Origin of the sequence: Mesorhizobium sp. AR07, from assembly GCF_024746815.1 — a bacterium.
Taxonomy (GTDB): domain Bacteria; phylum Pseudomonadota; class Alphaproteobacteria; order Rhizobiales; family Rhizobiaceae; genus Mesorhizobium.
In genome coordinates, this window is the sequence record NZ_CP080528.1 from 219,713 (window position 1) to 246,350 (window position 26,638).

Genomic DNA, 26,638 nt, shown 5'->3' on the forward strand with positions numbered 1-26,638 from the left:
CATCTTCTTTGGAACAGGCAGGCCTGCATCTATCCCAACGATGTTGGGACATGAACATTTCAACCGCACCCCACGAACTTGCGAGGCGCCCAGCGGTAATCTTAGCTTCTAAATGAGCTGTTGACATTTGCATAAGGTTGCATGATGTTGCGGCATGATGCAGAATGATCGGCCTGATTTTCTATCGCTTGCGGATGCCGCCGATTACGTCGGTGTCTCAAAGGATACTCTTCGACGTTGGGATGCCGCCGAGAAGCTGAAACCCGTAAGGCGGCCGGGCAGCGGCTACCGCTTTTATCGACGGGCTGACCTCGAACCATTTCGTCTCGAATATAAGCGCGCCGAGCAAGCGGTTTCGGATGATGAACATCTTTTTCAAACTCTGACGGCCGACATCGAGGCGAACGTCTTGGTACGCGAGCCGCAGCAGGGCGCACATAAGGCAGTTCGCACCCACTTCGCGGCATCGAATGAGCCTGTGATACTCCAGATACCGGTCGGTTGCGGAAAGACGGGTGTCATCGCCACGTTGCCCTTTGGCATTGCCCAAGGACGGGCGCTCGTCATCACCCCGAATTTGACGATCAGGAAAGGCGTCGCAGAAGCGCTGGACATCACGAACCCCAAAAACTTCTGGCGGCGCGCCGCCGTGCTGCACGATTTCTCAGCTGGCCCATTCCGGGCTGTTTTGGACGGTGTCGACGCCAACCTTCACGATTGCAATGACAGCCAATTTGTCGTCACAAATATTCATCAGCTCGCCAGTTCGGCCGACAGGTGGTTGCCGCAGTTCCCGCCGAACTATTTCGATATTATCATGGTGGACGAAGGCCACCACAATGTTGCAGCAAGCTGGACCAAGGTCTTCGAGAAATTTCCGAATGCCAAGGTCGTCAGCCTCACAGCCACGCCGTTCCGCGGCGATGGCACACGTCCGCTCGGCAAGGTAATCTATCGCTATCCCTATACCAGGGCGATGGTAAAGGGATACATTAAGCAGATTCATTCGCGCAACGTCGCACCTTCCGAACTATATTTCACCTACAGGGACGATACACGTCGCCATACCTTGGAAGAAGTGATGACACTCCGGGAAAACGCTTGGTTCCGCCGGGGCGTTGCGCTTGCGCCGGAATGCAACGCCCACATCGTCGACGCGAGCATTAAGTACCTCCGGGAACTACGCGAGCGCACCGGCTTCAGGCATCAGATTATAGCGGTAGCCTGCTCCGTCGATCACGCCCGCCAAGTGCGCTCCCTGTACGAAGAGCGCGGGCTGAAAGCGCAGGAAATTTATGGCGAGATGGCCGACGAGCTAAAGGACCGGGTGATCGAAAACCTCCGTGGTGGGAGGCTCGATTGCATCGTGCAGGTGCAGATGCTGGGAGAGGGCTTCGACCATCCCCCGCTTAGCGTCGCCGCGATCTTCCGACCCTTCGCCAGTCTCTCTCCCTACATCCAATTCGTCGGCCGCGTGATGCGTGTCGTGCATGAGGCGAAACCGGAACACCAGGACAACAACGCTTATGTCGTCTCTCACGTCGGGTTGAACACCGATGCGCATTGGGACGACTTCCGTGAGATTGACTTCGATGACCAGGCCCTCATCAGAAAATGGCTGCAGGGTCAGGACGAGGAGCCGGAAGGGGACGGCAGCGGTGAACCGCGTCGCTTTGACGTTGGCATGTTGGTCGACAGCGAGATCATTGGATCGTTCATCAACCGCTCGTTCCTCGATCCCGAAGACGACCGCGTTCTTGAAGAAATGCTCAACCACGAAATTGGAGGCGGGATTCGGCTCCGCGACCTTATCAAGAAAGAAGTGCTGCGCGAAACCTTGCGGAATAAACAACAAGACCGCGCCGATTTGGCCGAGGTCGCGAGCCTGCCAGTGCAGCCGCAAAGCCGGCGCGTTCAAGCCCGCAGGCGGCTTTCGCAGCGCACGAATTCCGTCGTTGCCCGCATCCTGAAGGACCTTGGATATACGATCGCAGGCCGTGAAGTCGGTAAGGCGATCAAGACGGTCGCTGGCCGAGACAACCGGGCAGCAGTCGCCAGCCTCTTGCACACCGCAGTCAACGAGCATCTGGGCATCGCCTCGGGTAGCCGGAAAGAGCCCGGCGCCGACGACAATGAGGATGCACTGGCGGCTCTGGACGTGCTCGGCGATCAGGTTCGGGACGCCATTCGAAAGGAGATCGGGTCATAATGCCCAAGGTTAGAGATATCCTTATTCATGTATCCGTCGAAGAGGCGCAACGACAACGAAAATGTCGGCGTAACACCAGTCACACAATTGCAAAGGGTGAGATGTGCCTTGTCGTCAAAACAAATCCAACAAACGATGATTATAGTTATAGCTTGGTTCCGGCTAAAGAGATGCTCGACACAGCATGGGCTAAGCTAAAGATCATTTACGCAAGTCTGGGAATCGCGCCGCCATCATAAGGTGACCACCTGATAATCACGGGTAGGGGAAAATTGAACCGTGCAACAGACAATGATACGCGCCCTTGATCAAGAATTGCAGGCCCCAACAAGCGGCCGAGTATAGCCTGCGCGAAGATCGTTTCCTCGTGCCGCCGCGCATCATGTCCGCTTTCGAGAAACGGTTGGGTTGACTTGAACGGCCGAAACCAGGCGCAAAGCGGTCATCCTTCGCCTTACCTGCGATTGTTTGCTTCGAGCCAAAAGGGGCGACCCGCCATTGGTCTTGAAAGGAGTCGGACCAAAGACCCACCAGTTCGTTGTCCGGACGAACGCCGCAGTCCGGCCTCAAGCGAGCGATCAGCGCGGCTCAACGAAACGTGGAAGCAAGCGCGGCTGCCTCGAAAGCTCCTCGAGCAACTGCCTCATCACAAATATCGTGCTGTACCGGCGGCAAGGATCACCAATCCCTGCAGAGGTCGACAACTGTCGAGCTGACGGAGGCGTTTCGAGTTCGGAGATTTATGCTGCTGAAGAGCTAAGCGGCGACCATACCGAGAATTTACTTTCAAATTCTGGCCGCAAAGTTCTATCGTAAATGAAAATAGGGGACGGGGCATGGAAACGAGTTCGGACACTGGCGATGCCGCCGGTATATCAGCCGCGCCCGTAATAGAAGTCGTGGCGGACATCGCCGCCAGCTTTACATATGCGTCCTTCCAAAATGCTATTCCGGTGATCCGGTCTATCGCGCTCAATAACCCGACCCAGCAGGCTTTCGAAAAATGCATTCTCGAGCTGACATCGAACCCTCCTTTTTTGCGCGCCAAAAGCTGGATAATTGATCGGATCGTTGCTGGTGACCGGCTTCCCTTAAGCGACCGAAAAATCGATCTCGACGCCAGCTATCTGGCCGGTCTCAACGAGGCTGAGCGCGGGGAGATAACGTTGCGCCTGACCTCAGGAGGCGCAGTGCTGGCCGAGCAGCGCGTTGCGGTGCGCCTGCTTGCTCGCGACGAATGGGGTGGCGTCATCGATATGGCGCAATTGCTGCCTGCATTCGTCATGCCGAACGACCCGGCGATCGCAGGACTGCTGCGTTCCGCAGCGGAGCGGCTCGCAGCGCATGGTCATGCCTCCAGCCTCGATGGCTATCAAAGCGGCAATCCCGAACGCGCATTCATGCTGGCGGCCGCAATTTATTCGGCGGTTGCCGGTCTATCCCTGCATTATGCTGAGCCACCTGCCAGTTTCGAAAGCCGAGGCCAAAAAATCCGACGCCCCTCAACAATTACGGCGGAGAGGCTGGCTACTTGTCTCGATGCCAGTCTGTTGTTCGCCTCCGCCCTGGAGGCGACGGGCCTGCACCCAATCGTGCTTATGTTCCAGGGCCACGCTGCCGTCGGCGTCTGGATGACACAAAAGACGCTCGCCAACGCCATCGAACCCGATGCCATGGAAATCCGCAAGGCGCTGGCATCGCGCGAACTGATGGTGTTTGAGACGACCGGCGTAACGCATAGGCCGGCGATGATGCTGGAGGCTGCGCAACGAGCAATCGAACAGCGGCTCGACGAAACGCAGATAGCCACCTTTGTCGCCGCCATCGATATCCGCCGCTCGCGTAGCGGCGGCATTACACCGCTTGCCTCGCACGAACCGATGCGTCGCAGCGTGGATACCGAGGTGGCAACCGAAATCGTGCTGCCGCTGCCAACGGCACCGTCCGCAACAGTCCTGCCTGCCGACATCGTCGAGGTGAAGCCGACGTCAGCAGCCGGGCGGATCGACCGTTGGCAGAAAAAGCTCCTCGACTTGACACTGCGGAACCGCCTGCTCAATTTTCCGGACTCCAAGAAGACAATTCCGTTTCTTTGTACTGACGTCGGCTACCTCGAGGACCGCCTGATGGCAGGCGCTTCGATCCGGCTGATTTCGCTGCCCGAACAGAATCCACTGGGCGAGCGCGATGCTGCCCTCTATCGCGAGGTGCACGGACGGGACCTCCAGCGAGGCTTTGCCGCGGAAGCGCTTCTGCGCGACGAGCTCCCGTCGACGCTCGATGGGCGCCAATTGGAATCCCGGCTGATCGATCTTTACCGGCAAGTCCGCAACGACTTTGCCGAGGGCGGCGCGAATACGCTTTTCCTGGCGGTTGGCTTCCTGCGCTGGAAGAAGAAGACCGAGGACGAGCGCAGCTATCGCGCACCATTACTTCTCGTACCGGTCAAAATCGAGCGCCGCAGCGCGACATCGCGTTTTACCTTGCGCTTCCATGAAGATGAACCGCGATTCAACGCCACCTTGTTGCAGTTTCTCGAACGCGACTTCGAGCTCAAACTGCCACAGTTTTCCGGTGAGCTGCCCGAGGACGAAAGCGGCGTTGATGTGCCGCGGCTGCTCGGTCTTATGCGCCAGGCAGTGCGCGACGTGCCCGGCATGGAGGTGGTGGTCGAGACGGCGCTCTCAACCTTCTCTTTCGCCAAGTTTCTCATGTGGAAGGATCTGGTCGAGCGTACTGATGCCCTGCGCGAAAACCGTGTCGTGCGCCATCTGATCGACACGCCGGAGATAGCGTTCGAGGGCAATGGCGCATCATTCCGAGACGAACGTGACCTTGATCACCACTATGCTCCGTCTGACATCGTTTCGCTGTTGCCGGCCGACTCTTCACAGACTGCCGCAAGCCTTGCGGCCGCCGAAGGTCGCGACTTTGTCATCATCGGCCCTCCCGGCACTGGCAAGAGCCAGACCATTGCCAACATGATTGCCAACTGTCTTTCAGTCGGCAAAACTGTGCTGTTTGTGGCCGAAAAGACGGCAGCACTCGATGTCGTCTATCGTCGCCTTCGCGAACATGGCCTGGGCGCGCACTGTCTCGAACTTCATTCCAGCAAGGCGGATCGGCGCAACTTTCTCAACCAGCTCAGGAACAGCTGGGAAAGCAGCGTGCGCGTGGACGGAGCCGAATGGATTGCGGTCAACGAACGGCTTCGCCTGCGCCGCGACGAACTTAACGCCTATGTCGAAGCGCTGCATCGGCGCCATGTCAATGGTCTGACGCCTTATCTGGCGCTCGGCATCGCTCTCAAGAACAAGCGGCAGCACGCTCCGAGATTGTCCTGGCCATCGCGCGATTCCCATGACGAGGCAAACCGGCTGGCGCTGGAGCATATTGCCGCCGAAACAGGTCTCGCATTTCAGTCGGTGGAGATGCGACCGGTCCTGCGTCTCATAGATGTCACCGAGTGGACGTCGGGCTGGCAGGACAATTTGCTCGAAGCGGCGAAGGCGCTCAGAAGTGCGTCCGAGGTTCTAACCACCGCACTGGACGCCTTCCTGGTGAGCGTCGGCCTTCGCGCCAAAGGCGATGCGTCAAAAGCCGAGCTCGAAGCGCTGCGAAAACTGGCGGGGGCACTCCAGGACACTGCCGGTTATGACCTTAGCATCGCCTTTGATCGAGATTTCGCCCAGTTGCGGGAAGCCGTGGCGGCTCTCAATGACGCAATCGGGAACTACCGCACGTCTCATTCGGGCCTGTCGGCACACTATGACCAGGAAGCTGTTACGCGCATACCGGTAGACGACATTGAGCAGCAATGGCAACGAGCCGTCGCTGCGTTCTGGCCGAACAGTCAGTTGGGCAAACGCAAAGTCCAGAAGCTGCTTCAGGCCTATGTCACAGAAGGCATGGCCGATCCTCAGCAGGACTTGCCGCTGTTGCGCGTGATGCAGGACCGCCGCGCTGCTGTCGAAGCCAATATCCTATCCGGCAAACCGACCGGATTTGCTGGTCTTGATACCGACACCCACCGTATCGGGCAGATACTCTCGATGGCCGAAAGGCTTCGACAGACGCTACGGCTGCCCGGCCTTGGCACTGAGGATCTCAGAGCACTTCTGCAAGCAACCGCACCGAGCCTGCGAAGCGGTGCAGCAGATAGTACGATGCGGCAAGGGGCAGCCCGCTTCCTTGCGGCCACTGCGGAATTCGAGGCTGCAAAGGCCCGGTTTGCGATCCCTGCTGGAAACGCGCCGTCGTGGGCAGGACATGACAACCCGCTGACCGAATTGATGAGCACGATGGGAGACTTGCTCGATGCCCGCCATCTCTTGCGAGACTGGACATCGTGGTGCGGCATTCGTCGCAGGGCTGTGAGCCAGAATCTGGGAGCGCTGGTCGACGATATAGAGGCGGGTCTGGTGCAGCCCACCGAGGCTCAATCCGCGTTCCGCCTGGCCTATGTACGCTGGTGGCTGCCGGCCACGCTCGATGCCGATCCGGTGCTGCGGAATTTCCGGCGCTTCCAGCACGAGCATGCCATCGAAGATTTCCGGGAAATCGACGATCTTGTCCGCGCTCAAGCGAGCCTCCGCGTCATCAGTGCCATCGCTCATGGTTTGCCGGCTGTGCAAAGCGTCCCTCGCAATTCCGAGTTGGGCCTGTTGCGTCATCAGATGGAATTGCAGCGGCCCAGCCGGTCAATCCGCGAGATGATTGGCGCGATGCCGACGAGCTTTGGCGTGTCTGAGGACCTCGCCGATCGTACGCGCGGCATCGCAATCTGGCAGTTTCTCAACTTCATGCGCGTTCAGCCAGCGGGCCGCGGACTACCGATCACGCGCATGCTCGATCGTGTGCGCAGGCTTGTGCGTCTCGGTGACGATCGCGACCTGCGCCAATTGCCGGCGGCCGCTCAACATCTCGACGCTGTGCGTCTAATGACCATCCACGGCGCAAAGGGCCTCGAGTTCGGTGGTGTGCATATGCCGGGGCTCAACAGCGATACGATCCCGCGCACGCCGCCGGCGCCGCCATGTCCAGCGCCCGACGGCATGATTGCGGGCGCCGAAGGCAGCGCGCTCGAGGCATATCGCGCAGGGCAGGCAGAGGAGCAGGAGTGCCTCTTCTACGTGGCACAGTCGCGCGCCCGCGATCGCCTGATCCTTTATGCGCCGACAGAGAAGAGCAACGGTCACAGTCGACCGCTTTCGCCATTCCTCGACCGCCTCGGGAGCGCCTTGACACGGCGCTCGGTTGTCCCAGCGCGGCCGCTTCCGGTGGCGGCGGAAGCGCGGGGAGTCGAATTGGTCATCGACGGGCGGTTGCGCTTCGGAGCTCCGCAAATCGCTCTGTATGAATCCTGCCCGCGCCGCTTTTTCTATACCCATGTCCTGCACGTCGGTGGGCGCCGAACCACTACGGCCTTTATGCACTTGCACGAGGCGGTTCGCTCGGTAGTCGAGGCGGTAATCGCGTCGGACGTGCCTGTGACCGAGCAGGAACTCACTGATCGCACCGATACTGCGCTTGCCGACGAGGGACTAGGCGAGCATGGCTATCGCGCTGAATTCCGCGATCTCGCATCGGCGATGCTGCGTTTCTTTCTGTCGGGCCGCGCAGGAGCGATCGCTGAGGCGCCGGTGGCGGTCAGTATCAACCTCGGCGGCGAAGAAATCCTCGTCGAGCCGGACGAGGTGTTGATGCGGCCGGACGGCATCCGCGCCGTGCGCCGCGTCCGCACGGGTCACATGCGATCGGCCGAGAGCAAGGATGTCGGCGCCGCGGCGCTGATCCTGGCGGTCAAACAGGCCTATCCAGGTGCTGTTGCGGAGCTCGTCCATCTCTCCGACGGCGAGGCATCCGAGCTTTCCCTCTCAGACCGCGAGTTGAAGGGACGCACGGACAAGCTTTCAAAGTTTCTCGGCGACATCCGCGCTGGACGGTTCCCGGCCGAGGTCTCATCGCGCACCTGTCCGAACTGCCCGGCCTTCTTCATCTGCGGACCGACACCCGACGGCCCCTTGCAAAAAAAGTTCGCCTGACCTTACCGGTCGGCGAATCTCGATCCGATTGGACCCTTAGAGCCGTGGCCCCGCCTCGGCCCAACCTAAGGACTAATCGTATGAACACTGAAGAACTTCTCGACTACGACGACGTCGGCGACGCCCTGCGCGAAGGGCGGTCACTGCGTCCGGCGCGGGGATATCGCTTCCTCCTCGCCCAGGGCGATCTCAACTTCCTGTCCCGCCAGGTGAGCGATCCTGTGCCGCTCGGCCGCCAGCTGCTCGAAGCCGCCGCTCTGGACCCTCAGGACGGCTACAGCCTCTTCGCGGTCCTGCCCTCGGGCGATTTTGAAGACGTGCGGCTAGACGAACCCTTCGACCTGCGCGAGCACGGTACCGAGCGCTTCGTCGCCTTCCTGACTGATCGCGACTTCAAGCTGACGCTCAACGATGACGAGCTGCGCTGGGGCAAGCCCGTCATCAGCGGGGTAGTGCTCTATGGCCTTGCCAAGCCCGGCGATGGCGACGGCGTTTTCCTTGAGGTTCCTGGCGGCGAAGACCGCTTGATCGAGCTTGGTGAGCTGATCGATCTGGCCGAGCCCGGCATCGAGCGGTTCATCACCGCGCGGCTGACGTTCGAGATCATCGTCAATTCGCGGCCGCGCGCCGTGAACGCGCGCACGGTGACGTTCGAGCAGATCGTCCAGCTCGCCTTTCCGGGTCAGCATGAGCCCAACGTCGTCTTCTCGATGACCTACCGGCACGCGGCATCGACACCGCACGCCGGTGAGCTCGGCGCTGGCGGCTCTGTCGACGTCAAGAAGAAGGGGACGGTGTTCAATGTCACACGCACTGTTCAGTCTTAATCCGGACCTCAAGCGGCTGCGGGACGAGGGCTACTTTGTCCAGCAGCGCGGTGGGTATCTCGTCATGCGCGAGGTACCCTATGTCGATGCGCACCGGCAATTGCGCATCGGCACCCTGATCTCGAGCCTCACGCTGGCCGGGGACCGGACGCGCAAGCCCGACACCCATGTCGCCCACTGGGATGGCGACTTCCCGTGTCACGCCGATGGGTCGCCCATCCAGGGCATCGCACACCAGACCGGCGCCTTCGATCTCGGCCATGGCCTGAAGGCGACGCATGCCTTCTCAAGCAAGCCGGCCGAGGGCTACACGGACTATCACCACAAGATGACCAGCTACGCCAACATCATCGCCGGTCCGGCCGCGGTGCTGAACCCCGGCACAACGGCCCGCACCATCCGTGAGCCTGAAGCGGAGGAGGACAGCGTCTTCAATTATGTCGAGACAGCCTCCGACCGTGTCGGGATCGGCGCCTTGGCCGAGCGGCTGGCCAGCGAGCGGGTTGCCATCATTGGCGTCGGCGGCACTGGCGGCTACATTCTGGACTTCGTCGCCAAGACGCCGGTTCGCGAGATCCGACTCTTCGACAGCGACGAGTTCTTGACCCACAACGCGTTTCGGGCACCGGGCGCTCCGAGCCTGGAGGAACTGCGAGAGGCGCCAAAGAAAGTCGAATATCTGAAGGGTATCTATAGCCGGATGCATCGCAACATTGTGGCGCATGACGTGGCGCTCGGCCCGGCCAACCTCGAGCTTCTCAACGGCGTCACCTTCGCGTTCCTGTCCCTCGATGCCGGTGACGCGAAGCGGTTAATCGTGGAGAAGCTCGAGACGATTGGCGCTGCGTTCGTCGATGTCGGCATGGGCCTTGAGCTCGACGAAGGATCACTCGGCGGCATCCTTCGGGTGACCGCCAGCACGCCTCAGAAGCGGGATCATGTGCCTCAGCGTATTTCATTCGTCGGTGGCGGCGTGGAGGCCATTTATGCATCGAACATTCAGGTTGCGGATCTCAATGCCCTGAATGCTGTCCTGGCAGTGGTGAAGTGGAAGAAAATCCGCGGCTTCTACCGAGACCTCGAACATGAGCATCACTGCACTTACACCACCGACGGCAACATGCTGATCAATGGGGATCTCAAGTGATACGGCACAAGCGACTCGAGCATCGTTTCGTCGACCACATCCCTGAGCGCCTTGGGGCAGGCGTGCTGTACCTGTCGATGGAATATGCGACATCGGCCCACAGCTGCTGCTGCGGTTGCGGCGAGGAAGTTGTCACGCCGTTCACGCCGACGGACTGGAAGATGACCTTCGACGGTGAGACTATCTCGCTTCATCCGTCGATCGGCAACTGGACGTTGAAGTGCCGGTCACATTATGTGATCGACCGCGGCAAGGTGGTCGAAGCCGGCCCGTGGAGCGACGAGCAGGTGGAGTCCGAGCGCAGTCGTGATCGTGCCGCCAAAGCTCGTTTCTACGGGCAATCGCCCACGGTCGAGCCTTCTGCTCAACCTGCTCCGCCCAAGGCGACACCAGGCTTCTGGCGGCGCCTTTGGAGCCATATATCTGGTCGATTCTAACGATAAACTTGTGGATTACATTCCATCAGAAGCATCTCGCCCGGTATTCTACTGTCTACCTGTTATAGAGAGCCTCTCTGAACGGGTTTGACAGACTTCCCACAAAGTAGCCCCGCCAAAATAATACCGCCACGCAACAGTCACGCGCTCGCCAGCGCGGCAGCCCCGGCTCTGAGCCGGCGCCCGAATGAGAACTGACCTCGAAAGGAGGGAACCACAATGGCCATCTCGGGCCGATCCACCCTCGTCGTTCACGGCCGCCTCGCCATGCGGGAAGGCCGCCTGGCGGCGGCGCGCGACCGCCGTCATGGCCTGCAGGTCATGTCGTTCGAGCAGGCGGCGGTGCGGCTCGCTGGAGGTTTCGTCCGCCCAATTGATGATGAAAGCGTTCGCGTGGCGATCCAGACGGTCCTGCCGGCAACGCCGATGGGCGAGCTGGAGAGCATCAAGTCGCTGCCCGGGATGATAGACGCAGCCGCGGACACCCTGCACAAGGCCTGGCGCGCTGGTATCGACCTTGCAGCGCGCGCGGTCGAGCATCCGCGACTCGACGCCATCGCTCGATTGGAGTCGGCGGTCCTGGCGCAGCTACCAGCCGCCATGATGCGGCCCATCGACATCGTCGCCGACGCTACCAGCCGTATCACCCATGCGCCCGCCGTTCTCGGCCCGATGGAGATCGCTGGCCTCACCGAACTCTCGCCCTGCTGGCGGCCGCTCCTGAAAGCGCTCACCGCGCATATTCCCGTGCGATGGACGGCCGGGCCGAGGCCGACGCCGGCCTGGTTGGAGGGCACGGGTGTCGCAGTGCTGCGCGCGCCTTCGCAGACCCCGGAAGTCAGCACCGTCAGCGCGGCTACGGCCTATCACGAAGCCATCGAGGCCATGCGCTGGGCGCGGTCGCTTCTCGCCTCCGGGCGCGCGGCGCCGTCCGATATCGCGATCGCCACGGCCTCGCCCGCCGACTACGACGATCACATCCTCGGCCTGCGCGCGGACGCCAACATCGACCTGCACTTCGTCCAAGGCGTCAAGACCGTCACCACCCGTGATGGCCAGGCCGCCGCCGCGCTAGCCGACATCGTCGTTCGCGGCCTGTCGCAGTCCCGGATCCGTCGTCTCGCCGCCCTGTGTCGGGATTCCACGCCTTTTGCGTCACTTCCCGAAGGCTGGCTGCGGATCCTGCCAGCCGATGCGCCGATGTCGACGCCCAACGCCTGGGACCGCCTGCTGGCGCGATTGAAGCCCGAGGACTGGCCGGACGACGCGGATCACGCCCCGGCCTTGCGCGCGGCCATCGACCTTCTCACCAAGGGGGCCGACGCAGCACCGGAGATCGGTGAGGCCTTTCTTAAGGGCCGCGCGCTCGCCATCTGGCGCAAGGGCCTCCTCGCCGGGCCGGCGGCCTCGATCGACACCACCCTCGAAACCCTGAAGCAGGATGACGGGCTGGAGGCGTGCGTGTCCGTCGGCTGGATGCCTGCTAGCGCGCTAGCAGGCTCGCCGCGGCGCTTTGTGCGGCTGATCGGCCTCAACTCTTCGCACTGGCCGCGCGGAATTGCCGAGGACCGGCTGATCCCGGACCATATCATCCCCACTGCCGAGCTCGACCCGCTCCCGGTGAGCCTGGCCGATCGCCGAGACTTCGAGACGATCCTGGCAACGACGACCGGCGAAGTCGTCCTCTCGCGCGCCCGTCGCGACAGCGACGGACGGCTGCTGGGACGCAGCCCCCTCCTCGCTGCGCACGGTCAGGAAATCTATCTCCGTCGCAACGCCGTTCCGATCCATGCGTTTAGCGAAACCGACCGCCTCATGGCGAGGCCGCAGGAGTTTAGCGCCGACCGGCAGGCGCTCAGCGCGCAAGGCTGCTGGCGCGACTGGCGGCACACCGAGATCACGCCGCATGACGGCCTCATCCGGCCCGACCATCCGCTCATTCTCGCAATCCTGGCCCGCACCCAATCGGCCAGCTCACTCCGGCGTCTGCTGCGCAACCCGCTGAGCTTTGCCTGGGTCTATGCCTTCGGCTGGCGCGTGCCAGAAAGCACCATCGAACCGCTCGTGCTTGACGCGCTCGGCGTCGGCGATCTGGTTCACATGGTTCTCGATCGCGCCTTACGCGATCTGGAGAGCGCCGGTGGATTGGTGTCCGCCGACGCTGCGGCGATCACGGCGACGGTTGACCGGGCCGCGGCGCTTGTCGCCGCCGATTGGGAAAGCGAACGTGCGGTCCCGCCGGCCGTCATCTGGGGGCGCACCCTGGGTGATGCCCGGCTGACGGCGGAGCGGGCTCTTGCCTATGGCGATGTGCTGCTGCCGGGTGCCCGCTCCTATAGCGAGGTGCCGTTCGGCGGGGCCGAGCCCAAGTCGGACGCGCAGACGCCGTGGGATCCCAATGTGCCGGTCACGATTCCCGACACGGGTTTCAATATCGCCGGCTATATTGACAGGCTGGACATCGCAGGCGACGGCAAGCGCGCGCTGGTCCGCGACTACAAGACCGGCCGTCCTCCGCGAGGCGACATCCGGCTGAACGGCGGCCGCGAGCTTCAGCGCTGCCTCTATGCCTTCGCGGTGAAGGCGCTGCTGGGCGATGATGTCACGATCAGCGCCTCGCTGCTTTACCCGCGTGAGCCAATCAACCTCCAGCTCGAAGATCCGGACGCGGTCCTCGCTGAGATCACTGACTATCTGCGCGCGGCGAGGAGCAGCTTCGCCGGCGGTGCCGCGCTGCCAGGCCCCGACACCGGCGGCGACTACGACGATCTCGCCTTTGCCCTGCCGGCGAATGCCAGCGCCACCTATTGCAAACGCAAGATGCCGGCCGCGACCGAACGGCTCGGTCAGGTCACTCAAATCTGGGAGGCGGAATAATGAGCAGCGTGTCTAGGGCCCTTAAGGATGACGACGCGCGACGCGACGCGATCAGTCTCCATGATCGCTCGATCCTGGTCGAAGCTGGCGCAGGCTCCGGCAAAACTGCCGTCATGGCCGGACGCATCGCCGTCATGCTCGCGGAGGGCGTTCCCCCGCACGCCATCGCCGCCGTCACCTTTACAGAGCTAGCAGCCAGTGAGCTGCTTTCGCGGGTGCGCGAAATTGTTGCCGATCTTGCGGTCAGCAACATCTCGACCGAGCTGCGCGTGACGCTGCCCGGTGGCTTATCGCAGGCGCAGCGCGACAATCTCGCCGCCGCGACCGCCGTGATCGACGAAATCACCTGCTCGACCATTCACGGCTTCTGCCAGCGTCTGATAAAGCCCTATCCGGCCGAAGCCGACATCGATCCCGGCGCCGGCGTCATGGACCGCAACCAGGCCGATCTCACCTTCCTTGAGATCGTCGATGGCTGGCTGCGCGAGCGTCTGTCCGGCGATCAGGACGGCATCCTAGCCGAAATGGTGCTGCACAGCCCCGGTGAAACCGTGGCGCTCGTCCACAAGATCGCTGAGAATCTGCGCCGCTGCCGCACCCTCGCAGCGCCGCCCGTATCGCCGCTTGACGGTCATCTGACAGCCTTTCGGCAGGCGACGGCGGATTTCGCGGCCTTCATGCGCAGCGCAGCGGCGACCGAGCCGGAAACGCTCGCGATCGTCCAGCGGCTGGCCGAGATGGCGACCGCGTTGGCTGCCGGTCCCGATCCCGCGACGCCCTCCGGCCTGGTCCAGCTTCTGACCTTGCGTCCGCACCCGGATCTTTGCACCAAGGCAGGCGCTTTTGCCTCCTATCGCAAGAAGGGCAAATGGGCTGCCGCGGCGAAGCAGGCTGGCCTCTCCAAGGCCGATGGAGATCGGCTGAACGATGCAGCGGAGGTCTGCTACAACGCTTGCTGCGAGGCTTGGGGTTTGCTTCTTCAAGCCGCGGCCGGCCAGGTTCTGGAGGCGCTGATCGACGACGCGCGTCCGATCCTGCAGCGCTATCGCGACTACAAACGGGCGAGCGCCCAGCTCGACTTTGATGACCTGATCTTCGCGGCGCGCGACCTGCTGCGCGACCATAACGATGTCCGGCGCGCGCTGGGACAGCGCTTCGCGCGTGTCCTCGTCGATGAGTTCCAGGACACCGATCCCCTGCAAACCGAGATCTTCTGGCGGCTGTGCGGCGATCCGGTCGACGACGTTGACGACTGGACACGGTTCCGGATCCGGCCGGGCGCGCTGTTTCTGGTCGGCGACCCCAAGCAAGCAATCTATCGCTTCCGCGGCGCCGACGTCGGCGCCTATGTGCAGGCTCGCGATGCCTTTCGCACGCAGGACCCCGACAGCCTTCTGTCGATCTCCACCAATTTCCGTTCCTGCGCCTCGATCCTCACCTTCGTCAACGAGCGCTTCGAGGCGGTGCTCTCGGCCGATGGCCAGCCCGGTTTTACCGCTCTCGACCCTTTTCACGACGATCGCGGCGACCTGTGCGTGGCGGCCCTCGACGTGGCCGTGGCGGACGAAAACGGCAAGGCCAGCGCCGAGCGGCAGCGCGATGCCGAGGCCGATGCCATCGCCGATCTGTGCGCGCGCCTGATTGATACTCATCCGATTGTCGACCGGCGCAGTGGGACGGAACGTCCTTGCCAGGCCGGCGATATCGCTTTGCTGGCCCCGACCGGCGCAGAGCTGTGGCGCTATGAGGAGGCGCTCGAACGTCGCGGCATTCCGGTGGCGACACAAGCCGGCAAGGGTCTCTTCCGCCGCCAGGAAATCCAGGACCTGATCGCGCTGACCCGCGTTCTCACCGACCGGCGCGACACGCTGGCGCTTGGCTCGCTGCTGCGCGGCCCGCTAGTCGGCCTCACCGAAGAGGAACTTCTGGACATTGTCTGGGCGCTGCCGCGTTCCGAAGAACAGCCCGACCGAATTCCCCGTCTCGACCTCGGCGTCGATCCCGCCGCCATCGTTCATCCGCTTGCACGAGAGACCATCGAAAAGCTGCAGACGCTCTACCGCCGCAGCAACAGCACGACGCCGCACGAGTTGCTCTCGCAGGCCGTGGACATGATGCGAGTTCGGCCGCTCCTTCTCGCGCGTCATCGCGGCCAGGCCGAACGCGCGCTCGCCAATGTTGATCTCTATTTGAGCCTGTCGACCAGCTACTCCGTTCGCGGTCTTCGCTCCTTCGCCGAGGCGATGACCGCAGCCTGGACCGACGAGGCGCGCGCAGTGGAGGGTCGGCCAGATGCGCAGGAAGAAGCCGTCGCGCTCTTCACCATGCACGCGGCCAAAGGCCTCGAGTGGCCAATCGTCATCCCGGTCAACACCATGACGGGCGTCATGGCGCCCGACAGTGCGGTCATCGACCGTCAGACGGACACCTTCTATTGCCCGGTCCTGGGCGTCGCGCCGGACGGCTACGAAGTCGCGCGCCAGGCTGAGAAAGACGAGCTTGATCGGGAGCGCGTTCGCCTCTGGTACGTGGCCGCCACGCGCGCCCGCGAACTTCTCGTCCTGCCCCGGCTCGACACAACGCCGTCGAAGTCCGCCTGGATCGGTCTCGTCGATCTTTCGCTGGCCGAACTCCCCGGCCTGGACCTCTCGCATCTACCCGCCGACGTCGCGACGGCAGCCAACGGAGCGGCCAATACCCAAACTCGCGCAATCTTCGCCACGGAAGCCGAAGCCGTTACCGAGCGGCAGGCGCGGCTGATCTGGCTTGCGCCCAGCCGGGATGAGAACACCGCCGGAGCGGTGCTGCAGCAAGAAGAGGCCGGGATCTGGGCCGGATCGGCTGATGACCAGCCAGCCGAACTGCAAGCCGCTGTTCTGGTTCAAGGAAGCCGCGAACGCGGACTGATCCTGCACAAGCTCATGGAAGAGGTGCTGACCAGGGAAACCAATGAGGCAAAGGCAGCCCTTGCAGACCGAGCCACCATACTCATCCGCGCCCTCGGCCGGTTTCCGGTCGCCGACCCGGCGACGGGACTGTCTGCCGAGGAACTGGCGGGCTGTGTCGTCCAGACCCTTGCCCTGCCCCAAATCGCGGCCTTGCGGCCGGCTCTCCTGGCCGAGTTTCCCGTCTACGCCGCGCATGCGGACGATAGGATGGAAACGGCAACGACTGGAATCGCGGATGCCCTAACTCTGACGTCTGAAGGCCGTCCAGCCGTCGTCGTCGATTGGAAGAGCGATGTGGCGCCCGATCCCCAGACACTCGACCACTACCGCGCGCAGGTTCGAGCCTATCTCGACATGACCGGAGCCGAGCGCGGTCTGATCGTGCTAATGACCACAGGTGCGGTGATCGGTGTCGGGCCGACAGCCCAGCCGATGGCGGCCTGATCGGAGGGACTGTGCATGCCGTCAACGTCTAGCGACGGTCGACGCATTGAGGGCTTGCCGCCGCTATCGACGATCTGCCGCCTCCTCTCGGTTTTTTCTGACGAATGCAAAGGCTCAATACCGGCTGCCGTGATCTCACTGATTGGCTGAGTTCTGTCGCAGATCCCCACGACGGCGGACTTGAAGAGCAACAGATACATTAGCATGAGATGTCTGGATTGATTGGTCGGCTTAACCGAGCCTCAGTACGCCGTCGGTAAAAGGCATGAGGACTGGGTACATTGGGGGAGCGACTTGGCAGGCAAAATCTATGTCATCATGACGGGGAACGAAAACAGCCTTTGGTCTCGGTGCCTCAGCGAGAGCCTCGTAGCCCTCGAATTTGGCAAGACCTATTTTGATCCGTGGCGCGCAGAAGACTATGATAGCTATCTGGAGGTTACGAAAGCTGACGCCGCCAAAGACGACTCAGAGGCCGACGTCAAAGGTCGGGCGACGCTCTGGTTCAATCGAGGTAACGACCTGACGCGCAGTGAAGGCGATCTCTGGCTCCACAGAGACAAGGATTAGTCTCTATTGGGCCCAGACGACGAGTGCCGATCCGGTTTTTGATCACTCCGCTCCCGACAGTGTTATGCTCGCGAAGCCTGTTACCAAGTGGTCCCGCCATGACAAGAAAATGAAGCCGTTGTCATGGAAGACGATCCATCCCGTGGCGAAGGACTATATCTCCTCAATGGCAGCGATGTTCAGCGTCGCCAATGCGGATATGAAGGCCTATGTACAGTCCCTCATCGCCGGAGGTGACCTCACTCCGTGGCATTCGCGCCCAAAGTGGGAAGAACGCCTCGGCGTGCACAAAGGGAAGGCCCTCGGATCGAGCGTGTCGCTGCATGAGCTCACTCTCGCAAACCTCATGCTCTCGATCACGGGCGCGGTTGCGAATTCGAATGGTCAGAAGGTCTTCAAAACCTTGAAGAACAAGGAACTCCATTGTTCCGAGGCCGAGATGAAGGCTCATCTTGCCAACCTCTACGAGGAGCAGAAGGGGAAATGCGCTATCACCGGCCTTACGATGCATCTGCATGGGCAGGACGATTGCGATAGCGATATGCTCGTTTCTCCGGACCGGATTGACAGCTACGGCCACTATTCGATCGGCAATGTTCAGCTCGTCTGCCGGTTCGTGAATTTCTGGAAGATGGCTCAGGATAATAACCGCTTTGCCGAACTTCTGGACCGTGTGGTGGCCAACCGGCTCGCAGATACGTTGTAGCCGCGCGCATCGACCCTCCTGTCTCGCACGTACAGATGACAAGGCGCAGTTCATTATCATGCCGCAGGAAGCGACCGTCGAAACTAGCCAAGCGTTCGTTCGCGAATTCGAAAGTTGGACGGTCACAAACGGATTTCGAGATTTGGTTGAGACCTTCTCAGTGTTCCTCGTGGCGGTGTTTTCGATCGCGTACATCCTTGAACGGGGCACGGTGCTTAAGGGGTGTCACGACAAGGCGATACGAAAATTCGATCGCGGCGGAGTGGAGGCTCAGCTTGCGGCGCTTACAAAGACGCTTGGGCTAGACGGAGGGTTTTCACCGATGTTTGTGTCCTTGAAGAGCGCGCGGAATTGCATGGCACATCGCAGGGGCATCGTGAGTTTGGAAGACACCGGCCCGCTAGAGGAGCCGTTCGTACTACGCTGGCGCACAGCTGGAGGATGGACGCGATGCAACCTTCGCGCCGTATCGTGACGAACCGCCTTATGTCGAAAAGGGAGAAGCGATCCTTTACGCGGAAGTTGAGCAACGGTGTTTAGCCTCGGGGAGCAAATTCGCCTCAGTCGGCACGATCTTTCGGAGATTTGCTACGGCGTGATGATTGCGACCGAATGCGTTCGCGAAGATCTGATCAATCTCGGAAGGAAGCGGGGAAGATCGTCGACAAAAGCCCGCCTTTGGAAAGTCGACCGTGATGTTCATTCGAGATTACCCCGGCATCAATGCCGTCAAAGTAGGACGGCTTTTTCTTAAGCCGGAGATGTCTACGAGACAATCACGCAATCCTGTCGCATGGTCTTTCATGAGGCCAGCGACCGGTCGCTTCCGCTAGGGCGCGCTGGCTCAGCAACGTTGGTCCGATATGCGGGTGTGAACTACGTCGTCGCCACGAGACATCAGTTGGGCATAGCCCGTGGTGCAAGCGTGCCAACGGACATTCTCGATACGATCAGGATAGGGAGCGGCAAGGGGCTACTTTCAAACATCCCACTAATCTTACTGAGTCAGAAAGTCGCGGCTGCGGGGGGATTCGCGCTGGTCGGGGATTTGTTAGGGTGCTGCTTCGTGATCAGGGAAGCGCCCCGCCATGCCCGACTGGACAGCCGAGAGTGAAGCCGCATTCGACGCCTATGTCGATGCTTTGATCGGGGTGATCGGCCACGCCGACCGCGCTGAGCCGCTGAAGGATTATTGCCTGGGACTCCTGATGCCGATCGAGCGCAAGAGCGTGGAACCGTTGGCGGCTGTCACGGCGCCGTCGCGGGTAGCGGCCAAGCATCAGTCTCTGTTGCATTTCGTGGGACAGGCGCCGTGGTCGGACGCGGCCTTGCTAGCACGGGTTCGCGACTGGGTTCTTCCACGGATCGAGCAGCGTGGACCGATCCGGGCGTGGATCGTCGACGACACGGGCTTTCCCAAGAAGGGCAAGCACTCGGTGGGCGTAGCGCGCCAGTATTGCGGCCAGTTGGGCAAGCAGGACAACTGTCAGATTGCGGTTAGCCTATCGATCGCAAATGACGCAGCCTCGCTTCCGATCGCCTACGAATTGTATCTCCCGCACAGCTGGGCGGAGGATCCCGAACAACGCAAGAAGGCCAAGATTCCGGCGGAGATCACGTTCCGGACCAAGCCGCAGATCGCGCTCGAGCAGATCAGGACGGCCATGGCCGAAGGCGTCGCGCCCGGCGTGGTTCTGGCCGACGCCGGATATGGCGCCGACGGCGGTTTCCGCGCGGGCCTGTCCGAGCTCGGTCTGACCTATGTTGTCGGCGTTCAGCCCACACTCAGCGTCTGGCGCCCAGGCGAGAGCCCGCTGCCGCCCAAGCCCTGGAGCGGAAGAGGCCGGCCGCCGTCTCGAGTCGGCCGAACCGACAATCACAAGCCGATCTCGGCCAAGGCCCTGGCCGAGGAGTTCGACGCCGAGACTTGGCGCACGATCGCCTGGCGTGAAGGAACCAACACCGAGCTCAATTCCCGCTTCGCCGCCGTGCGCTTGCGGCCGGCATCCAGGGACTACAATCGGCCCGAGGCTCACGCCGAAGAGTGGCTCCTGATCGAGTGGCCTGAAGGCGAGGTCGAGCCGAGCAAGTATTGGCTCTCCACCTTGCCGGCCGACGCTACGATCACCCAGTTGGTCGATGCCGCCAAGCTGCGTTGGCGGATCGAGCGAGACTATCAGGAACTCAAGCAGGAGTTGGGACTGGGCCACTACGAAGGCCGAGGGTGGCGGGGCTTCCACCACCACGCCAGCCTCTGTATCGCCGCCTATGGCTTCCTGGTCTCTCTGAGGGAGACGATTCCCCCCTCAACTCCAACTCGCGCCCAAGGCCGCCAAACACCTGGTCTTCCCGACGGTCATCGACCCCGCGGATCCTCCGATCCGACCAGAGCGGCACGTCCCGACCTCGATCCCAACCCTCAGGCGACGCCTGACTGTGGCCCTGGCCAACCGTCTGCAACGATGTCCGTGCTGCATAAGGCCAATGGACAGTCCGCGTCACGTTCGCACTTTATGACGCAGTAGTACTAAAGGCCTGCATCTTCGAACTTTCGAATGTGGACGAAGAGTACCACGACGTCCTGCTTTTCAAGGCGGCGGACACTTGGAAAACTCAGCATTCTGACCAGCCGTTTTTCTATCCTCTTGCGCCATTCTCTAGGGCCAACCGGGTCAAGTCCTTCTTGGTCGGCTACCCGACAATCGAAGGCGTGATGGATGAGTACCTAGAAGGTTTCGTCCCCGAACAACCTGGCTCCATTCACATCAAGCGAGCGATCTCTGACTGCGATCTAGACAAGAGCTACCTGACAAATGTCGAATTTTACCGGCGCTACCTTAATGTCCGCGAGCGGCCGGTTGTCGACGGCTACAGCGGCGGAGCGGTGTTTTCGCTGACTGGCGAATTGGAGAATTTGGAAATCGTACTGGATGGAATCGTGGTGCGCGCTGGCGCACAACACATCCACGTCGTAGACGCTGATTACCTCTTAAAAATCATTACGGACCAATCGAAACGGGGCTGAACGCCGACACGGCCGATGGAAGGTCCGATGCCGTAGGCCCTTGCTACTCGTCGGCCAACTGTGATGCCTCCCCAAGGGTCGGCATGATGGACGCCAGAGGGCCTTCGACATCGATCCCGTAGCAACCTGCCAGCGCCGCCACTTGGTGCCCTACGGTTGCCCGGAACGCTCCCAACGCCACAAAGAAGCCCGGACGGGCATGGCTTCCGCGCCACTGATAATCGAAGTGGCGATAATCCTCGTGCTGCTCATCATGGAACCGTCGCCCGGCTTCACGGATCGCGCGAAGAGGCACGACGGCGAACGCGTCGGCGGAAAGCGCTTGAAGAGTCTTGGTGCCTTCCTCGCGTATCTGGTGGATCGAATGACCCACCTCTGCCTCGGTCTCCATATCGAAGGGATTGTAGAGGACGCGTCGATCTTCGAGAAACACGAGGAAGCGGCGTACGATTTCTGTCTCTGAGGGGCCGGGGTCCGACCAAGACACGCCGAAGACAGGTGTACTGATACCGGTTACCCGGCGTGCGGTCTCGGCAGTGACCTTGCTGCTCTTGCGGAAGAAATTGCGCATACCGCCTCCTAGCCGACCCTAAGTCTGGCCTGCTTCAAATGAGGTTGATGCTCGGTCGGCCGAAGCGAATGAGCAGCCATCGCGGCAATGAAAACCTCCGGCGTTTTCAGGTAGCGCTCCAGCTTGTTCTCCCTCATGAGCACTACGAACAGAGCGCACGTTTTCGCCTGACAATTGACCGACTTGCTAGGGTTGAACTCTATGTCAGTGAAACCGGCATACTGCATTTCGCCATCCACTCGATTTTTGAGCCATACACGGTGAGGAAAGATGGCATTGAGATAAAGCCAATCGTAGAACACGGTCGTGGGTTCTAGCGGGAACTCGAAGCCGTCGAATTTGAAGCCCACCAGTGCGCCGGAATCGCGGAGTCGTGGCTCGCGCTTCGCATCGCGCGGTTCAACCTCGTACAGATCGGTGTACGGCCCGCCGCGCTCGAATACCTTACTTCCCTGAAAGGCGTTCTCCAGCGGTATCTCGCCGATGCTGGTCATCACGCGCAGGTGAAACGCGCTAAGATGCCGACCGGCGACTTCATCAGACTTGCTAGACACTTCTAGCAGCGGCGCATATCCGGCTTTCTTGGCGGCCTCATGCAGCGACCGGATATTCTTCTTCTTCTGAACTTCAGCGAAGCCACCGGCCCACGGAATTTCGAAATCCAATCGCCTGACGTAACCTTCGTCCTCAGTCGCAGGGATAAAGACGGGTCTCTCAGCCATTCTAAATGTTCCTTATTAAGCCGAGCGGGATGACATGGGGAACCAACACCTCGTATTTCTCCGCCTGCGTGAGACGCGCCTTAATCGCCGGGTCCTTCCAGTCCGTTCGGGTGTAAAGTATCTCAAAATCGATTAGCGGTTCAGCCTCTCCGATAGGAACCGATTCGACGCCAGCTTTGTTCGCGACATCGTTGGTGAAACGAACACCCGTGAACTGCATCACCGAGGGGTGTATTTGCAGAAAGATCGTGTCCGTGATCCTCCCATCCTGCCGGGCAACGTACTCCATCGGATGGGTGCTACGAAAGCAAAGGTGGACGTAGTTGCCCATTCCCTTCAACGCGTCGGCGTCCCGACTCCATTCATTGCCGCCCGGTGCCGGAACCTTGACCTTCTTCTGGTCAAGCTGCGCGAGTGGATAGAGTCCTCCCATTTCTTTAATCACCGGCAGGTTCCTCCGATCGGTGAAGTGATAGAGCAGCGGCACCTTCTCAAGAGTATCAATTGCCATGTTCCCCTCCGCCCACACCGGTGGAATCTTACGGCAGTCATCGCCCGAACGCCATGATCCGAGCCAAGGTGTTCAGATTGGCGACGTTCCTCAATTGTTCTATACGAGGAAAATAGAATTCTACATCGCCAACTATGGTTCGAAATCGTCGTGCACGGCAGCTCCATAACGATCACCATCCCAGACATCGAAAGCATGACCGACGACGAGTTGGAACAGCTTGCGCGAATGCGAGACGGCCGATGGAGCGCGCAGACCAAAGCGCTTATGCGCCGGTTCAACACCGATAAGCTCAATCTCAATCGGGCATGGGCTGGCATCTGGCAGGGCTGGACATGCCCATGCTGCCAGAGGGCCAAGCCGCAGATTGCGAGACTCACGACATCCGGCGTCCTGCTATGTCAACTTGAATTGCACCACGACCACCTAGGCGATAAGGCCGGGAAGCTATTCGAGGAAATCAACCAGAAGTCGGAGGATCGCGAGTTCAACATCCAAGTGTCGCATGCCAAGTACGGCATGCTCCAGTTCGTGGAACGCTTCGAACGAACGCTCATCTGTATCAACTGCAATCTGGCAGAGGGAAGTGCTAAGGCGACACTCGACAGCGCCGTGGATTGGGACTTCACTTTCTCACCGAAAGAAATCACCGGGTTTATTCGCGCCACCGACAACGGTGTCCATACAGTCGATTTTGAGGCCGCACGCACGACGTGGGAGCGGGTGAAGCCAGACATCGCGGATCGCCTCGATTTTGCTGAGCGGATGGCAATACGGTTCGCCAAGGGGAAGAACCGTCGCGAAGTGGCGATTGGGGTGCGGGCCGATTTCTGGATCGATGACCGGGCGCTGGTATGGGCGCAGGTTACAGACGCGTTGCCGCACCTAGACCGTGGCAGCATCGGCATGAAAGTACTTGCCCGATCGGTTGCGCGGGACGCCGTTGGCAAATCAGCGAAACGGAAGGTGAAGCCTGCCGGCAAGCCGCCCAGCGATGCTGAGTTCGCCGATGTAGGGAGCCAGAACGGCGAACAAAAGCATTGGAATGCTGTAAGCGAGGATTGGACGTGCGGGTGCTGTAAGCGCTCCAAGCGGGAGATATGCAGGAAGTCGAACAAGGGAAAATGGACGGCGCGCATCCACATCATCCGGGATTGGATCGCGGAGGAGGATATCAGCAACCTCTACTGGCGCGGTGGCGACATGACGGGTGGAATGGTAATCGGCTCCCATGTCACTGTGCTCATCTGCCAAGACTGCCGGCATATCATTTCTGAGGTCCAGCGTCGTGATGGCACGCTTGAGGAGTCGAGCTTGACGCTCGGAGAGGTAGAGGCTGCTATCGTCGCAATTGCCCCTAACCAGATGCACGATGTTGTCTATGAGTGGGCAATCGAAACGGCGCGGAACAACCGCGATCTTGTTGCAGCCGTGGACGAGTATCACCGGCACGCACGCGATGCCCTTGCAAAGTTGGCTCGTGCCAAATGGCTCATGAAAGCGGTTCCATGTTCTTTTGAGAAGGCACGCTGCTTCATGGGTTACGAGCATGCAAAGGCGGAAGACGTCGATCTAGAGGAAGGCGACGCCTACATGGATTGGCTGCTGGGTGAAGGCCTCAGATTTGAGAGCAATGCAGTAGGATAATCCTGTTGCCGCTGCGGGAGCGCGATTGCCCCCGGACGCCACGATGACGACGTCGAGCTCGCGTGCCAGTTCATCCAGCGTCGCAGCCCAGGTGCCGACCTTTCCCCCCGTCGCCGCTTGACTGACTCCGCCGAACGGGATTTGCGGAGGGCATTAACCTGGGCAAACCATTCGTCCCCGTGGGCCGAATGCCGCCTAAGGGTAGGTTGGAAGGATCCTCATTCAGGCACCTCGGAACGGACATCGAGATCACAGCCTTCGATTTCATCGTCCTCCTCGAGCACCCCGCCTATCGCAATTGGAATGTCGCCAGCCAGAAGCCTTTCCTTGCTCAGCAGTCCGGCATCCTCGAGCGCCTCGAAATCCGGCAGGTCGCGCAGCGTGTCGAGGCCGAACTCCAACAGGAATTCTTTCGTGGTGACGTAGGTGTAGGGCGCGCCCGGCGTCGGGCTGCGCGGACCGGAAGCGATCAAGCCGGCACCGCGCAGATGACCAATAAAATCGCGACTGATCTCCTTGCCGAAAAACGACGACAATTCTCCCCGCGTGATCGGCTGGAAGTAGGCGATGCACATCAGCACCAGCACCTCCGACTGCGTCAGCTCAACCGCGCGCTCATTACCGCCGACCGCGGCGCGGATGGCATCGGCATAGGCCGGCCGAGTCAGGTGCTTCCAGCCACCGGCAACGGCCACCAGATCGTAAGGGCGGCCACGCAGCTCCTCGCGAATGTCATCGATCAAAAGGTCAACGCTGCAGCTTTTCCCGACGATCCGCGCCAGCGTTTCGCGGCCGACCGGCTCGCTGGCGGCGAAGATCGTTGCCTCGACCCGGTGCATCCATTCGCGCCAGCGCGCCTCCGGCGGCAGGTGATCCAGTTCCCGGTCAAACAGCTGGTCAGCTGATCGACGGTCATCTGACTGGCTCCCCCCTCGCCTGCGCGCTGCCTCCGCCATGATCGTCACAGCCCGTAGATGCGGAACGCGGGGCGGCCGGACAGCTCGCGGACGGCGCCGAGCTCGACCAGCCGGTCGAACAGGCGGCGCAATCCGCGGTCGCTCATTCCAGCGATGTTTTCCGAGGCAACGATCGCGTCGTCGGACAGGAGCTTTCCGACAACAGCATCCGCCGCCTTGGCCCTGAGTTTCGGGGCAACAGCAAGCAGCCGGTCCGCGCGGCGCTCGAGCTCGGCGGAAAGATCAATTGCACGCAGCGCGGCGCGCGCCTGCGCGGCCAGCAGGCTTTTGGCCCGATCGGCTTCCGTGTCGGCACCGGCAGCCGGAGCGGCACTCACTGGTCGACGCGGCCGGCCCGTACCCACAGCCAAGGCCACCTCCCCGCCCAGCAAAGGGATTGCATGCGTCCAGCCTAGCCGCTGCGCGAGCAAGGCGTCGGCGAGCCAGGCTCCGACCGTGCGTCCGAAGCTATGTCGTTCGGCGGCCATGAACGCGCCGGTCAGCATCCCGACGGTGTCGACGCTGACGGCAAGCTGCCGAAGCTCATCTGCCAGGTCGCTGACCGCCTCGTCGTCGTGGGCGTGACCGAGATCTTCCAACACCCCGGCAAGGTTATTCTCCGTCAGAAGGTCCTCGGGGGGCCGAACTGCCAGCCTACGCCAGGCGAGGAGCAAAAGACCGGCGGGGCCGACATTGTCGCCCGGTCTTGTGAGCAGCACTGCGTCGCGTAGCGCGCTTTCATCCTCGACGCGGCCAGCCTGCTTCGCCGTGACGGCGGCCGCCGAAAGCGCCAAGCGCTGCCGCCAGGCGCCGGCCCACCGCGCCTGCCGGCGGACCACCGCATCGAGCGCGCCGATGGCAGCGCCGACAACGAGCGCCACATCCTCTACGTCTTTGCTCGCAAGGCCTTGCGCGTCGGGGACGGCGCGGCGCAGCCAGGCCGGCACCGTCGTCATCGGCGCGGTCGAAGGGGCACCGGCAAGCGTGGCGTGGTGGC

17 protein-coding genes are annotated in these 26,638 nt (G+C 61.5%); 12 read left to right on the plus strand and 5 right to left on the minus strand.

The annotated features are described in order from the left end of the window. Positions 1-154: 154 nt before the first annotated feature. The 11 genes from BPNPMPFG_RS37235 to BPNPMPFG_RS37290 all read left to right on the plus strand — a co-directional run bounded on the left by BPNPMPFG_RS37235 (position 155) and on the right by BPNPMPFG_RS37290 (position 21,234). Positions 155-2,209 (plus strand): DEAD/DEAH box helicase, encoded by a 2,055-nt coding sequence (locus BPNPMPFG_RS37235; protein ID WP_128174832.1) that lies wholly within the window; start codon positions 155-157, stop codon positions 2,207-2,209. A gap of 836 nt (positions 2,210-3,045) precedes the next feature. Beyond that, positions 3,046-8,253 carry a DUF4011 domain-containing protein gene (locus tag BPNPMPFG_RS37240; protein ID WP_319946051.1) on the plus strand — a complete coding sequence of 1,736 codons (5,208 nt, stop codon included), beginning with the start codon at positions 3,046-3,048 and terminating at the stop codon, positions 8,251-8,253. Positions 8,254-8,333: 80 nt separating this feature from the next. Beyond that, positions 8,334-9,080 (plus strand): multiubiquitin domain-containing protein, encoded by a 747-nt coding sequence (locus BPNPMPFG_RS37250; protein WP_258598814.1) that lies wholly within the window; start codon positions 8,334-8,336, stop codon positions 9,078-9,080. Next, positions 9,055-10,227: a ThiF family adenylyltransferase gene (locus BPNPMPFG_RS37255; protein ID WP_258598816.1), complete on the plus strand. Its 1,173-nt coding sequence runs from the start codon at positions 9,055-9,057 to the stop codon at positions 10,225-10,227. Before BPNPMPFG_RS37250 ends, BPNPMPFG_RS37255 begins: the two co-directional genes overlap by 26 nt. Next, positions 10,224-10,664, plus strand: a complete 441-nt coding sequence (locus tag BPNPMPFG_RS37260) for a ubiquitination-like system serine protease family protein (protein WP_258598818.1) — start codon at positions 10,224-10,226, stop codon at positions 10,662-10,664. Before BPNPMPFG_RS37255 ends, BPNPMPFG_RS37260 begins: the two co-directional genes overlap by 4 nt. A gap of 219 nt (positions 10,665-10,883) precedes the next feature. Further along, on the plus strand, positions 10,884-13,541 hold the full coding sequence (locus BPNPMPFG_RS37265) for a PD-(D/E)XK nuclease family protein (protein ID WP_258598820.1): 2,658 nt from the start codon (positions 10,884-10,886) through the stop codon (positions 13,539-13,541). After that, positions 13,541-16,933, plus strand: coding sequence for a UvrD-helicase domain-containing protein (locus tag BPNPMPFG_RS37270; protein ID WP_258598822.1), 3,393 nt, complete (start codon positions 13,541-13,543; stop codon positions 16,931-16,933). The genes BPNPMPFG_RS37265 and BPNPMPFG_RS37270 overlap by 1 nt, the downstream gene beginning before the upstream one ends. Positions 16,934-17,227: 294 nt before the next feature. After that, positions 17,228-17,503, plus strand: a complete 276-nt coding sequence (locus BPNPMPFG_RS37275) for a hypothetical protein (protein WP_258598824.1) — start codon at positions 17,228-17,230, stop codon at positions 17,501-17,503. Positions 17,504-17,567: 64 nt separating this feature from the next. Further along, on the plus strand, positions 17,568-18,209 hold the full coding sequence (locus BPNPMPFG_RS37280) for a hypothetical protein (RefSeq protein WP_258598826.1): 642 nt from the start codon (positions 17,568-17,570) through the stop codon (positions 18,207-18,209). Positions 18,210-19,297: 1,088 nt separating this feature from the next. Continuing rightward, entirely contained in the window at positions 19,298-20,734 is a 1,437-nt protein-coding gene (locus BPNPMPFG_RS37285) for an IS701 family transposase (RefSeq protein ID WP_258598528.1), read from the plus strand. A gap of 32 nt (positions 20,735-20,766) precedes the next feature. Next, a complete protein-coding gene (locus BPNPMPFG_RS37290) occupies positions 20,767-21,234 on the plus strand; it encodes a hypothetical protein (RefSeq protein ID WP_258598828.1) in 468 nt (155 codons plus the stop codon). Positions 21,235-21,277: 43 nt separating this feature from the next. Here the strand turns inward: BPNPMPFG_RS37290 and BPNPMPFG_RS37295 are convergent, their stop codons facing one another. From BPNPMPFG_RS37295 to BPNPMPFG_RS37305, 3 genes are read right to left on the minus strand one after another with little or no spacing between them, the layout of a single operon-like run. Next, positions 21,278-21,805 carry a DUF6650 family protein gene (locus tag BPNPMPFG_RS37295; RefSeq protein WP_258598829.1) on the minus strand — a complete coding sequence of 176 codons (528 nt, stop codon included), beginning with the start codon at positions 21,803-21,805 and terminating at the stop codon, positions 21,278-21,280. Positions 21,806-21,813: 8 nt separating this feature from the next. Beyond that, on the minus strand, positions 21,814-22,527 hold the full coding sequence (locus tag BPNPMPFG_RS37300) for a DarT1-associated NADAR antitoxin family protein (protein WP_258598831.1): 714 nt from the start codon (positions 22,525-22,527) through the stop codon (positions 21,814-21,816). Between the two features lies 1 nt (position 22,528). Continuing rightward, on the minus strand, positions 22,529-23,038 hold the full coding sequence (locus BPNPMPFG_RS37305; RefSeq protein ID WP_024927403.1) for a DarT ssDNA thymidine ADP-ribosyltransferase family protein: 510 nt from the start codon (positions 23,036-23,038) through the stop codon (positions 22,529-22,531). Positions 23,039-23,233: 195 nt separating this feature from the next. Between BPNPMPFG_RS37305 and BPNPMPFG_RS37310 the strand changes: the two genes are divergently transcribed. Next, on the plus strand, positions 23,234-24,685 hold the full coding sequence (locus BPNPMPFG_RS37310) for a hypothetical protein (protein ID WP_258598836.1): 1,452 nt from the start codon (positions 23,234-23,236) through the stop codon (positions 24,683-24,685). A 218-nt stretch (positions 24,686-24,903) separates the two neighbouring features. On the opposite strand, the gene scpB is transcribed toward BPNPMPFG_RS37310, so the two are convergent. Further along, complete coding sequence (scpB, locus tag BPNPMPFG_RS37315; RefSeq protein ID WP_258598837.1) at positions 24,904-25,641, minus strand: SMC-Scp complex subunit ScpB; 738 nt, start codon at positions 25,639-25,641, stop codon at positions 24,904-24,906. A 5-nt stretch (positions 25,642-25,646) separates the two neighbouring features. After that, on the minus strand, positions 25,647-26,597 hold the full coding sequence (locus BPNPMPFG_RS37320) for a DUF1403 family protein (RefSeq protein WP_258598838.1): 951 nt from the start codon (positions 26,595-26,597) through the stop codon (positions 25,647-25,649). Positions 26,598-26,638 lie beyond the last annotated feature (41 nt).

Excerpts from the sequence above, each read along its gene's own strand:
- BPNPMPFG_RS37235 (WP_128174832.1), top strand. The coding sequence starts at position 155 with ATGATGCAGAATGATCGGCCTGATTTTCTATCGCTTGCGGATGCCGCC.
- BPNPMPFG_RS37240 (WP_319946051.1), top strand. The coding sequence starts at position 3,046 with ATGGAAACGAGTTCGGACACTGGCGATGCCGCCGGTATATCAGCCGCG.
- BPNPMPFG_RS37250 (WP_258598814.1), top strand. The coding sequence starts at position 8,334 with ATGAACACTGAAGAACTTCTCGACTACGACGACGTCGGCGACGCCCTG.
- BPNPMPFG_RS37255 (WP_258598816.1), top strand. The coding sequence starts at position 9,055 with ATGTCACACGCACTGTTCAGTCTTAATCCGGACCTCAAGCGGCTGCGG.
- BPNPMPFG_RS37265 (WP_258598820.1), top strand. The coding sequence starts at position 10,884 with ATGGCCATCTCGGGCCGATCCACCCTCGTCGTTCACGGCCGCCTCGCC.
- BPNPMPFG_RS37270 (WP_258598822.1), top strand. The coding sequence starts at position 13,541 with ATGAGCAGCGTGTCTAGGGCCCTTAAGGATGACGACGCGCGACGCGAC.
- BPNPMPFG_RS37280 (WP_258598826.1), top strand. The coding sequence starts at position 17,568 with ATGCTCGCGAAGCCTGTTACCAAGTGGTCCCGCCATGACAAGAAAATG.
- BPNPMPFG_RS37285 (WP_258598528.1), top strand. The coding sequence starts at position 19,298 with ATGCCCGACTGGACAGCCGAGAGTGAAGCCGCATTCGACGCCTATGTC.
- BPNPMPFG_RS37295 (WP_258598829.1), bottom strand. The coding sequence starts at position 21,805 with ATGCGCAATTTCTTCCGCAAGAGCAGCAAGGTCACTGCCGAGACCGCA.
- BPNPMPFG_RS37300 (WP_258598831.1), bottom strand. The coding sequence starts at position 22,527 with ATGGCTGAGAGACCCGTCTTTATCCCTGCGACTGAGGACGAAGGTTAC.
- BPNPMPFG_RS37305 (WP_024927403.1), bottom strand. The coding sequence starts at position 23,038 with ATGGCAATTGATACTCTTGAGAAGGTGCCGCTGCTCTATCACTTCACC.
- BPNPMPFG_RS37310 (WP_258598836.1), top strand. The coding sequence starts at position 23,234 with ATGACCGACGACGAGTTGGAACAGCTTGCGCGAATGCGAGACGGCCGA.
- scpB (WP_258598837.1), bottom strand. The coding sequence starts at position 25,641 with ATGGCGGAGGCAGCGCGCAGGCGAGGGGGGAGCCAGTCAGATGACCGT.
- BPNPMPFG_RS37320 (WP_258598838.1), bottom strand. The coding sequence starts at position 26,597 with ATGACGACGGTGCCGGCCTGGCTGCGCCGCGCCGTCCCCGACGCGCAA.